The organism is Streptomyces sp. NBC_01428 (assembly GCF_036231965.1).
Taxonomy (GTDB): domain Bacteria; phylum Actinomycetota; class Actinomycetes; order Streptomycetales; family Streptomycetaceae; genus Streptomyces.
Genome location: NZ_CP109499.1, coordinates 9,021,201 through 9,033,570, shown reverse-complemented (window position 1 = coordinate 9,033,570; position 12,370 = coordinate 9,021,201). Strand labels below are relative to the sequence as shown.

Genomic DNA, 12,370 nt, shown 5'->3' with positions numbered 1-12,370 from the left:
TCCGTCATCTCTCGTCCAGGGCCAGGTCGACCAGTGCTTCCAGGTCCAGGTCCGACAGTTCGTCCGCGCCCGTGTCCGGGTCCGGGTCCGCCGGGTGGGGGCCGGGGTCGGGGGTGAGGGGGTCGGCGCAGGCCAGGATCTGGTCGAGGAGGCCTGCCTCGCGCAGGCGGTCGGGTGTGAGGGTGTGCAGGATCTGCCGGATCCGCGCGTCGGCGGCGGCGTCGGCCTGCGGGTCGGGTTCGGGGCGGAGCAGGCCGACGAGGTGGCGGCCCAGTTCGCGGGGGGTGGGGTAGCTGAAGACGAGGGTGGAGGGCAGGCGCAGTCCGGTCGTGGCGGCGAGCCGGTTGCACAGTTCGACGGCGGTCAGGGAGTCGAAGCCGAGCTGGGTGAAGGCCTGGTCGGCGTCGACGGCGGCGCCGGAGGGGTGTCCCAGGACGATGGCGACCTGGTCGCGGATCCAGTCGGCGGCCGCGGCGTGGGCCTGGTCCTCGGGCAGGGCGGTCAGCCGGCCGGTCAGACCGGCCTCGCCCGCCTGCCGGGGTGTGCCCGCCGCGGGGCGGGGGCGGCCGGCGGTGGCCAGCTCGCGCAGCAGGAGCGGCAGTTCGTCGGCGCTGCGCCGTCGCAGGGCCGCGAGGTCGACGCGGGCCGGGACGAGGACGGGTCTGCCGCTCGCGCGGGCGGCGTCGAACAGGGCCAGTGCCTCGGCGGTGGGCATCGGGGCGATGCCCATGCGGCGCAGCCGGGCGAGGTCGGCGCCGTGCAGGTCCTCGGTCATGGCGCTGCTCTGTTCCCACCAGCCCCAGCACAGTGAGGTGGTGGGCAGACCCGCGGCGTGGCGCTGTGCGGCCAGGGCGTCCAGGAAGGCGTTGGCAGCAGCGTAGTTGGCCTGGCCCGCGGTGCCCAGGGTGCCGGCCAGGGCGGAGAAGTGGATGAACGCCGACAGGGGGCGGTCCTGGGTCAGTTCGTGCAGGTTCAGTGCACCGCCGGCCTTGGCGTCCAGGGCGCGGTCCAGGTGGTCGGGGGTCAGGGACTCGACGGTGGCGTCGGCCAGGACGCCGGCGGCGTGGACGACCGCGGTCAGGGGGCGGCCGCCGGGCAGGCCGGCCAGCAGGGCGGCAACGGCGGTGCGGTCGGTGATGTCGACGGCGGCGACGTGGACGTCGGCGCCCGCCTCTTGGAGGTCGGCGACCAGGGCGGCTGTTCCGTCGGCGGTGCTGCCGCGGCGGCTGGCCAGGACGAGGCTGCGCACCCCGTGTTCGGCCACCAGGTGGCGGGCCATCATCGAGCCCACTCCCCCGGTGCCGCCGGTGATCAGGACGGTGCCGCCGCCGAGGGTGCCGCCGACGTCCAGGACCAGTTTGCCGGTGTGGCGGCCCTGGCTCATCTCGCGGAACGCCGCCCGGGCGTCGCGGACGTCACGGACCGCGACCGGGTTCAGGTGGAGGTGGCCGTCGGTGAACAGGTCCATGACGCAGCGGAACATGTCCTGGAGTGCGTCGGGGCCGGCCTCGTAGAGGTCGAAGGCCTGGTAGCGGACTCCGGGGTGGTCGGCCGCGATCTGCTGGGGGTCGCGGATGTCGGTCTTGCCCATCTCGGTGAAGTGGCCGCCGTGCGGCAGGAGTCGCAGGGAGGCGTCGACGAAGGCGTGGGCCAGGGAGTTCAGGACGACGTCCACGCCGCGGCCGGCGGTGGAGGTGAGGAACTTCGGTGCGAAGTCGAGGTCGCGGGAGGAGGCGAGGTGTTCGTCGTCCAGGCCCAGGGCGCGCAGGGCGGGCCACTTGGCCCGGCCCGCGGTCGCGTAGATCTCGGCGCCGACGTGCCGGGCGAGCTGGACGGCGGCCATGCCGACGCCGCCGGCCGCGGCGTGGATGAGGATCCGCTGCCCCTTCTGGAGCCGGTTGACGTGGAAGAGGGCGTAGTAGGCGGTCAGGAAGGTGGAGGGCACGGAGGCCGCTTCGGCGTAGCTCCACGCGTCGGGGATGGGGGTGAGCAGGCGGTGGTCGGCGACGGCGACGCGGCCGAAGGCGCCGGGGAAGATGCCGGTGACGCGGTCGCCGGGTGCCAGGCGGGTCACGTCGTCGGCGACGTCCAGGACGATGCCGGCGCCTTCGCTGCCCAGGCCCGCGTCCAGTGCGGTGCGGTCCACCAGGCCCAGTGCGATGGTGACGTCGCGGAAGTTGAGGCCGGCGGCCTGGACGGCGATGCGGACCTGTCCGCTCGCCAGGGGTGCCTCCACCTCGGGGCAGGGCACCCAGGTCAGGTTCTCCAGTGTTCCCCTGGTGGGGATGCCCAGGCGGTGCGGGCCGGGGGCCGGGGGGTCGATGCGGTGGGCGGCGGGCGCGGCCGGCGCCAGGCGTGGCAGGAGGACGGTGCCGGCGCGCAGGGCGAGCTGGTCCTCGGCGAGGGTGAGGGCGTCCGGGACGCGGGCCAGGGAGGCCGGGTCGTCGTCGATGTCCAGCAGGCGGAACCGGCCGGGGTGTTCGGTCTGGGCGGAGCGGATCAGGCCCCATACGGACGCGCCGGTCAGGGAGGTGACGTGCTCCCCGGTGCCGGTGTCCTGGGCCAGGCGGGTGCAGATGACCAGGGTGGAGGCGGCGAGGGTCTCCTCGGCGAGGAAGCGCTGGATGTGGCCCAGCGTGTGTCCTGCCGTGTCGCGCAGGGCGGTGAGCGGATCGGCGCCGAGGGAGATGGCGTCGTCCGGGCACAGCACGATGTGTGCGGGGGGCGGGCCGGTGAGGACGTCGTCCAGGCCGGTGTGCGCGGTGGTGCGCCCGTCGACCGCGGTGAGGTGGCCGGCCAGGCCGTCGGGGGTGCCGATGACGGCGTACCGGCCCCCGGTGGCCGGGTCGGCGGGGCGGGCCGGTTCGCCGGCGGCGGGCGGGGCGGGGTGCCACTGCAGTTCGTAGAGCGGCTGGTGGCGGCTGCCGTGGGCGGCGTGGACCTGTTCGGGGCTCGCCGGGCGGAACGTGAGGGCGCGGATGCGGGCGAGGGTGCGGCCGTGTTCGTCGGCGACGGTCACCGCGACGGCGCCTTCGCCGGCCGGGGAGAGGCGGACCTTGACGGTGGGCCCGCAGGTCGCGGTGAGGTCGGCGCCGGACCAGGAGAAGGGCATCCAGCCCTGCTCGCCGGTCACTTCGATGACGCCGCCGGCGACGACCGCGTGCAGGACGGAGTCGAACAGGGCCGGGTGCAGGGCGAAGCCGTCGCCGGCCGAGGTGTCGCCGGAGACGGGCAGGGTGGCCAGCGCGAAGAGGTCGGTGCCGCGGCGCCACACCTCGCGCAGTCCGCGGAAGGTGGGGCCGTAGTCGAAGCCCGCGTCGGCCAGGGAGTCGTAGAGGCCCTCGATGGGCAGCGCGGTGGCGCCGGGCGGCGGCCACACGGCCGGCAGGCCCGCGTCCTGGGCCGCGACGGTGGTGGGCGGGGCCAGCGTTCCCATCGCGTGGCGGGTCCAGCCGCCGGCCGCCGGGTCGGTGTCGGCGCCGTCCGGGCGCGCGTACACGTCCAGGGAGCGGCGGCCGCTCTCGTCCGGGGCCCCGGCGACGAGCCGTACCTGGATCCCGCCCGGGTCGGGCAGGATCAGCGGTACTTCCAGGGAGAGTTCCTCGACGGCGGGGCAGCCGAGGCGGTCGCCGACGGACAGGGCCAGGTCCAGGTAGGCGGTCGCGGGGACGACGGCCGCACCGAACACGCTGTGGTCGGCCAGCCAGGGGTGGGTGCGCAGGGACCACAGGTCGCTGAAGACGCTCTCGCCGGTCGTGGGGTGGTCCAGGACGGCGCCCAGCAGGGGGTGTCCGGGGGCGGTCAGGCCCGCGGCGGCGAGGTCGGGGCTCTGGGTGCCGGCCTGGAAGTCCAGCCAGTAGCGCCGGCGCTGGAAGGCGTAGGTGGGCAGGTCGAGGGTGCGGCGGGGGCCGGACAGGGCGCCGAGGTCGACCGGGTGGCCGTGCACGTGCAGAAGGGCGAGGAGGGTGATCAGGGCCTGGGGTCCGCCGCGGTCGCGGCGGGCCGCGGACAGCACCAGCGCGTCGTCGACGCCCTGGTGGGCGAAGGCCTCCTGGGTCATGCCGGTGAGGGTGGCTCCCGGGCCGACCTCGACGAAGACGCGCGTGCCGGCCGCGCGGGCGCACTCGACGGCGTCGTGGAAGCGGACGGGTGCGCGGACGTGGTCCACCCAGTGGGCGACGGAGGCCAGTTCCTCGGCGGTGGCCTCGCGGCCCAGCCGTGTCGAGACGACGGGGATCGCCGTCGTGCCGGCGGCCAGTCCCGCGACGGCCTGCCCGAACTCGGCGAGGACGGGGTCCATGAGCGGGGAGTGGAAGGCGTGGTCGACGGGGAGGAGTTTCGCCGAGGTGCCGGCGGCGACGAGCTGGTCGCGCAGGGCGTGGACCTCCTCGCGCAGGCCCGAGACCACCACCGACTCCGGGCCGTTGACCGCCGCGATGCCGGTCCGCCCGTAGGGGGCGAGCAGGGGGGCCAGGTGGGCTTCTGTGGCACGGACGGCGAGCATGGCGCCGTGTTCGGTGACCGTCTGCATGATCCGTCCGCGGGCGGCGACCAGGCGGGCGGCGTCGTCCAGGGTGAGGGCGCCGGACACGTGCGCGGCGGCGATCTCGCCGACCGAGTGGCCGATCAGGCGGTCCGGGGCCGGGAGGTGGGCGGTCAGGAGCCGGTAGAGGCTGACCTGCAGGGCGAACAGGGCCGGCTGTGCGACGTCGGTCCGTTCGCGGCCGGCGGGTTCCTCGGCGAGCAGGACGGACCTCAGGTCGACGGGGAGGTGGGCGTCGAAGTGTGCGCAGACCTCGTCGAGGCTGCGGGCGAAGACGGGGAAGGTGGCGTACAGCTGCCGTGCCGCGCCGGCCCAGGGGGAGCCCTGGCCCGGGAACATGAAGGCGGTGCCGCCGGGTTCACCGGCGACGCCGCGCACCACGGCGGCGGACTCCTCGCCCCGGCTGAGTGCTGTGAGGGCGTCGAGGAGTTCGTCGCGGGTGCGGCCCAGGACGACCGCGCGGTGCTCGAAGCGTGCGCGGCTGGCCGCCAGTGACCAGCCGACGTCGGCGAGGTCCGGGGGCGGGCTGCCTGCGGCGGCGAAGTCGCGCAGTCTGCCGGCCTGGGCGCGCAGTGCCTGCTCCGAGCGGGCCGACACCGGCCATGCCGTCACATCGCCCGTGAAGGAGGGCTGCCGGGCGTCGGGCCCGGGTGTCGTCCCGGTGCTGTCGGAGGGCGTGTCCCGTGCGGGGGGTGCGGGTTGTTCCTGGGGGGCCTGTTCGAGGATGAGGTGGGCGTTGGTGCCGCTCGCGCCGAAGCTGGACACCCCGGCCCGGCGGGGCCGTTCGGGTGTGCCGGTCCAGTCGCGGGCCTCGGTGAGGAGCTGTACCGCGCCGGCCGTCCAGTCGACGTGGGTGGAGGGGCGGTCGACGTGCAGGGTGCGGGGCAGTACCCCGTGCCGCATCGCCATGATCATTTTGATGATGCCGCCCACCCCGGCGGCCGCCTGGGTGTGGCCGATGTTCGACTTCAGGGAGCCCAGCCACAGCGGGCGGTCCGCCTCCCGGTCCTGGCCGTAGGTGGCCAGGACCGCCTGGGCCTCGATGGGGTCGCCGAGTGTGGTGCCGGTGCCGTGGGCCTCCACCGCGTCCACGTCGCCCGCCTTGACCCGGGCGTCGGCCAGGGCGGCGCGGATGACGCGCTGCTGGGCCGGGCCGCTGGGTGCGGTCAGTCCGTTGGAGGCGCCGTCCTGGTTGATCGCGGAGCCGCGGATCACCGCCCAGATGCGGCGGCCGTTGCGGCGGGCGTCGGAGAGCCGCTCCAGGACGAGCATGCCGACGCCCTCGGCGAATCCGGTGCCGTCGGCGGCGTCCGCGAACGCCTTGCAGCGGCCGTCCTGGGACAGGCCGCGCTGGCGGGACATCTCCCGGAACACCTGCGGCATCGCCATGACGGTGACGCCGCCGGCCAGCGCGAGGCCGCATTCGTCGTTGCGCAGCGACCGCACCGCCTGGTGCACCGCCACCAGGGAGGAGGAGCAGGCGGTGTCCGTGGAGAGGGCGGGGCCCTGAAGGCCCAGCGCGTAGGAGATCCGGCCCGAGGCCACGCTCAGCAGGGAGCCGGTCTGGGCGTAGCCCGCGATGCTCTCGGGGGTGTCGAAGTGGTTGCCGTATCCGAAGTAGGCGAGGCCGGCGAACACGCCGGTGCTGCTGCCGTGCAGGGTGTGCGGGTCGATGCCGGCGCGTTCCAGGGACTCCCAGGAGGTCTCCAGCAGGAGCCGGTGCTGGGGGTCGGCGGCGAGTGCCTCGCGCGGGTTGATCTCGAAGAAGTCGGCGTCGAAGTCCCCGGCGTCGTAGAGGAATCCGCCCGAGCGGGTGGAGGAGGTGCCGGGCCGGCCGGGGTCCGGGTCGGCGAGGTGCCCGAGGTCCCAGTTGCGGTCCTCGGGGAAGGCGGACACCACGTCCGCGCCCTCGCGCACCAGGTCCCACAGGGCTTCCGGGGAGGTGGCGCCGCCGGGATAGCGGCAGGCGACGCCGACCACCGCGATGGGTTCGGCGGCCGCCTCCGTCACCTCCTTCAGGCGGTTGCGGGTCTCGATCAGTTCGATCGATGTCCGCTTGAGGTAGTCGAGGACGTCGGCGTTGCTGTCGTTGGTCATCGCTCTCCCCTAGCCGAGCTCTTTGTCCAGCAGCGCGAGAAGGTCTCCCGCCGAGGCCGAACTGATCTGGTCGGCGATGCCGACCGGTGATCCGGCGCCCGCCAGTGAACGGACTCGGCCCTGGAGCTCGCCGAGCAGAGTGGAAATGGTGGTCTGGTCCTTGTGTGCGAGGAGCAGGAACGCGTCCTCCAGCCGGGCGCCCAGTTCCTCGATCTCCTGGGCCAGATGACCGGCCGCCGACTCGGGCTCCTGGGCGGGTCCGGGGGCGATGCTCCCGGTGAGGAACTGGGCGAGGGCGCCCGGGGTGGGATGGTCGAACACGAGCGTGGCGGGCAGCTTCAGGCCGGTGACCGCGGAGAGTTTGTTGCGCAGTTCCAGCGCCGTGAGCGAGTCGATCCCCAGGGTGCGGAACGTGGCGGCCGGGCCGATCCGTGTGGTGTCCGGGTGGCCCAGGACGGCCGCGGTCTGTGCCCGGACGGTGTCCAGGAGCAGGGTCTGCGCGTCGGCGGGCGAGAGGCCGGCGAGCTGCTCGGCGAGCGTGGTGCCGGCCGGCTCGGGGCCGGCGGGGCCGTCCGTCGTCGCCGGTGTGCCGGTCAGGGCGCGCAGCAGCGGGGAGACCGGGACGGCGGGTGTGCCGGGGGCGGGGCGGTGCAGGCGGGTGGGCACCAGGACCGGGCGGTGCGCGTGCAGTGCCGCGTCGAAGAGGGCGAGTCCCTGGTCCGTCGACATGGGCTGGATGCCCTGGCGTTGCAGGCGGACGATGTCCGCGTCGGCGAGGTCGGCGCTCATCTCGCTGCGCTGGGACCAAAAGCCCCAGCACAGTGCGGTGGCGGGCAGTCCGGCGGCGGTGCGGGCGTCGGCGAGGGCGTCGAGGAAGGCGTTGGCGGCCGCGTAGTTGGCCTGTCCGGCGGTTCCCAGCACGCCGGCGACGGAGGAGAACAGGACGAACGCGGACAGGTCCAGGTGCCGGGTCAGCTCGTGCAGGTTCCAGGCGCCGTGCGTCTTGGGTGCCAGGACCGCGTCCACGCGGTCCTCGGTGAGGGCCTCGACGACGCCGTCGTCGAGGACACCGGCGCAGTGGATCACCGCGGACAGCGGGTGGCCGGCCGGGCGTGCGGCGATCAGGGCGGCGACCGCGGCGCGGTGGGTGACGTCGCAGGCGACGATCTCCACCTGGGCGCCCGCGGCGGCCAGTTCCTCGTGCAGTTGTGCCGCGCCGGGGGCGTCCGGTCCGCGCCTGCTGGTCAGCAGCAGGCGTCGCACGCCGTGCCGTCGTACGAGGTGGTGGGCCAGCAGCGCGCCCAGGCCGCTGGTGCCGCCGGTGATCAGTACGGTGCCCGATCCGAGCGCGGGTGTGTCCTGTTCGCCGGTGCGGGTGTCGCCGGTGGTGGCGGGGTCGGGCAGGGGGGCCAGCTGCGGGGTGGTCACGGCGCCGGCGCGGATCTTGAGCTGGGCCTCCGCGGTGGCGGCGGCCGCCGGGACCAGGGCGTGCGAGGCGGGCAGGCCGTCGGTGTCGACGAGGGTGAAGCGGCCCGGGTTCTCGGTCTGCGCGGTGCGCAGGAATCCCCAGACCGCGGCGGCCACCGGGTCGGCGGGGGCGCCGGGGCCGTCGCCGAACGCGCCGCGGGTCACCAGGACCAGGCGGGAGGCGGAGAACCGGTCGTCGGCGAGCCAGTCCTTGGCCCGGCCGAGGACGCGGTGCAGGGCCCGCTCGGTGGCGGCCGGAACCTCCGCGTCGCTGCCGGTGCGGGTCTCCGGGTCGTCGAGGGCGGTGATGACGAGCGGGGGTATCTCCCGTCCGGAGGCGGCGAGTTGGGCCGGCGAGGCGAACACGGTGTCGCCCTGTGCGGGAGGGGCGGCGGGCGGGCTGCCGGGTGCGGCGAGGACCGCGTAGGGGCCGGTGGTGGCCGGGACGGGCAGGGGCGTCCAGTCGATCCGGAAGAGGGCGTCGCGGGTGTCGAAGCCCAGCGCGGTCAGCTGTCCCGCGTCCGCCGGGGCCAGGGTCAGGGCGGCGATGGAGGCGACGGGTGTTCCGTGCTGGTCCGCGATGCTCACCGACAGCGTGTCCGGCCCCGCGGGGGCCAGGCGCACGCGCAGCGGGCCGGGGCGGGCGGCACTGACGCGCAGGCCCGTCAGGCGCAGCGGCAGCCAGCCCTCGGGGCGGGTGGTGTCGACGAACTCGCCCAGGCCGACGGGCAGGAGCGCCGCGTGGAGCAGGGCGGGGTCGATCCGGAAACCGGTCCGGCCGGTGCCGTCGGGGGCGGGTTCGACCTCGGCGAACAGGGTCTCGCCCCGGCGCCACACCTTGGTCAGGCCGCGCAGCAGGGGTCCGTGGTGGATGCCGAGGGCGGCGAGGCGGGTGTACTCGTCCTCGAAGGGGACGGGGTCGGCGCCTGTGGGCGGCCACACGGCCAGGCTCTCCGGCACAGGACCGGCCGAGGCGCCGGGGGCCGCCGAGGTGTCGGGGGTGGCGGTGCCCACCGCGTTGCGGGTCCAGCGGGTCTCGCCGTCGGCGCGGGAGTGCACGCTCAGGACGCGGTCCGCGTCGATGACGACGCGCAGGTCGCGTTCGGCGGTGCGGGAGAGCACCAGGGGTGTCTCCAGGGTGAGTTCGCCGACGGCGGGGCAGCCGGCCTTGTCCGCAGCCCATGCCGCGAGTTCGGCCAGCACGGTCGCGGGGACCAGGGCGGCGCCGTGGACGGTGTGCTCGGCGAGCCAGGGGTGGCGTTCCAGCGACAGGCGTCCGCGGGCCGCCACACCGCCGCCGGTGGCGTCGGCGCCTGCGGGCAGGTCGACGACGGCGTCGAGCAGGGGGTGGTCGGAGGTGGACAGGGCGGTGGACTCGCCGGGGGTGTCCAGCCAGTAGCGGCGGCGCTGGAAGGCGTAGGTGGGCAGGTCGGGCGGCGGGCCGTCCTGGCCGGGGAAGGCGGCCTGCCAGGCCACCGGGGTGCCGGCGACGAAGGCTTCGGCGGCCGAGCGGTACAGGCGGGCGAGTCCGCCCTCGCCGCGGCGCAGTGAGCCGACCGCGAAGCCGGTGGCGCCGGGGGTGGTGTCGAGGATCTCCTGGATGTTCATCGTGAGCAGCGGGTGCGGGCTGAGCTCGATGACGGTGCCGGTGGGCTGTTCGGCGGCCAGGCGCCGCATGGCGGCGTGGAAGCGGACGGGTTCGCGCAGGTTGCGGAACCAGTAGGCGCTGTCCAGGGCGGCGGGGTCGATCAGGTCGCCGGTCACCGTGGAGTAGATCGGCACCGTGGTCGGGTGGGGCGTGATGCGGCCCAGGCCGTCGAGGAGCGCGTCGTGGAACTGGTCCATGAGCCGGGAGTGGCCGGGCACGCTGGACTTGACCAGGCGGGCGCGGGCGCCCTGGGCCTCGCAGGCGGCGACCAGTTCCCGTACCGCGGTGCTCTCGCCGGAGACGGTCGTGGAGCCCGGTCCGTTGACCGCGGCGATGCCGACCCGGCCCGCCCACCGCTCCAGCAGTTCAGCCACCCGCTGTTCGGGCAGCAGGATCGCGGCCATGCTGCCCTGTCCGGCGGCGGTGGCCAGCAGCCGGGAGCGCAGGGCGACGATCCTGGCGGCGTCGTCCAGGGTCAGGGCGCCGGCGATGTGGGCGGCGGCGATCTCGCCCTGGGAGTGGCCGATGACCGCGTCGGGTGTCACACCCAGCGAGCGCCACACCTGGGCCAGTGCGACCATCACGGCGAACAGGGCCGGCTGGACGACGTCGATGTCGTCCAGGTCGGCGGCGTCCGGGCCGCCGCACACGGTGTCGATCAGCGGCCAGTCGACATACGGCTCCAGGGCTTTGGCGCAGGCGCGCAGCGCCTGGGCGAAGACCGGGGAGGTCTCCCACAGTTCCCGGCCCATCGCGACCCACTGGGCGCCCTGTCCGGGCAGCACGAAGACGGTGCGGCCGGCCGGTTTCGCGACGCCCGACACCAGGGCGGCGGGGCTGTTGTCCTCGCCGGCGGCGACGGCGGCCAGGGCGGCCAGGAGGTCCTGGCGGCCGGTGCCGATCACCACCTGGCGGTGGTCGAACAGGGAGCGGGTGCTCACCAGGGCGTGTCCGAGGGCGTCGAGCGGCAGACCGGGGGCGGCCGTGAGGCGCTCGTGCAGCAGCCGGGCCTGGCCGCGCAGGGCCTCCGGGGACTTCGCCGACAGCACCCACGGCAGCACACCGCCCGGGGCCGCGGTGGCCGGCGGGGCGGTGGCGGGCGGGGAGGCGGGTGTGCCGGCGGGTGTGCGGGCGGCCGGTACGGCGTCGGGGGCCTGCCCGGCCACACCCGCACCCGTGCCGATACCGACACCGTGGCCGTCACTGCGGCCGTGGTTGTCATGGGGTTGTCCGGTGTCGTGCGGGGGCTGTTCGAGGATGAGGTGGGCGTTGGTGCCGCTGATGCCGAAGCTGGACACCCCGGCCCGGCGGGGCCGCTCGGGCGTGCCGGTCCAGTCGCGGGCCTCGGTGAGCAGTCGCACCGCGCCGGCCGTCCAGTCGACATGGCTGGAGGGGCGGTCGACGTGCAGGGTGCGGGGCAGCACCCCGTGCCGCATCGCCATGACCATCTTGATGATGCCGCCCACCCCGGCCGCCGCCTGGGTGTGGCCGATGTTCGACTTCAGCGACCCCAGCCACAGCGGGCGGTCCGCCTCCCGGTCCTGGCCGTAGGTGGCGAGCAGGGCCTCAGCCTCCATCGGGTCGCCCAGCCGGGTGCCGGTGCCGTGCGCCTCCACCGCGTCCACCGCGGCGGCGGGCAGTGCGGCGTCGGCCAGGGCGGCGCGGATGACGCGCCGCTGCGCCAGTTCGCTGGGCGCGGTCAGCCCGTTGGAGGCGCCGTCCTGGTTGACCGCGGAGCCGCGGATCACCGCCCAGATACGGCGGCCGTTGCGCAGGGCGTCGGAGAGTTTCTCCAGGACCAGGACGCCCGCGCCCTCGGAGAAGCCGGTGCCGTCCGCGGCGTCCGCGAACGCCTTGCACCGGCCGTCCTCGGACAGGCCCCGCTGGCGGGCGAGTTCCACGAACAGGCCCGGCGTGGGCAGCGTGGAGACCCCGCCCGCCAGGGCCAGCGTGCACTCCCCCGAACGCAGGGACCGCACGGCCTGGTGGACGGCGACGAGCGAGGACGAGCAGGCGGTGTCGGTGGACAGGGCCGGGCCCTCCAGCCCCAGGACGTAGGCCACCCGGCCCGAGGCGACGCTGGTGTAGGTGCCGGCGATCGCGAAGCCCTCCACGTCGCCGGCCGCCCCGCCGCCCATCCGCGGGCCGTAGTCGACGGCGTACAGGCCGGTGAACACGCCGGTCGGCGAGCCGCGCAGGCCGGCCGGGTCGATGCCCGCCCGCTCCAGCGCCTCCCAGGAGGTCTCCAGCATGAGGCGCTGCTGGGGGTCCATCGCCAGCGCCTCGCGCGGGCTGATCCCGAAGAACGGCGCGTCGAACTCGGCGAGGCCGTCCAGGAATCCGCCGGTGCGGGTGTACGTCCTGCCGTGTGCCTCGGGGTCCGGGTCGTACAGCGCGTCCAGGTCCCAGCCGCGGTCGCGGGGGAAGTCGCCCATCGCGTCCACGCCGTCGGACACGACGTCCCACAGCCCTTCGGGCGAGGTCACCCCGCCCGGGAAGCGACACCCCACGCCCACGACCGCGATGGGCTCGCGTGCGGACTCCTCCAGCTCGCGCACCCGCTCACGCAGCTCCTGCGCGTCGCCGACGGCGCGTCGCAAGTAGGACCGGAGCTT

Annotated in this window: 1 protein-coding gene and 1 pseudogene; both read right to left on the bottom strand. The window is 75.3% G+C overall.

Annotated features, from left to right (window positions below):
• Positions 1-4 precede the first annotated feature (4 nt).
• Positions 5-6,640, bottom strand: coding sequence for a type I polyketide synthase (locus OG406_RS39195; RefSeq protein WP_329183056.1), 6,636 nt, complete (start codon positions 6,638-6,640; stop codon positions 5-7).
• A 9-nt stretch (positions 6,641-6,649) separates the two neighbouring features.
• Positions 6,650-12,349: pseudogene (locus OG406_RS39190) on the bottom strand (SDR family NAD(P)-dependent oxidoreductase); the annotation flags it as partial.
• Positions 12,350-12,370: the final 21 nt, after the last annotated feature.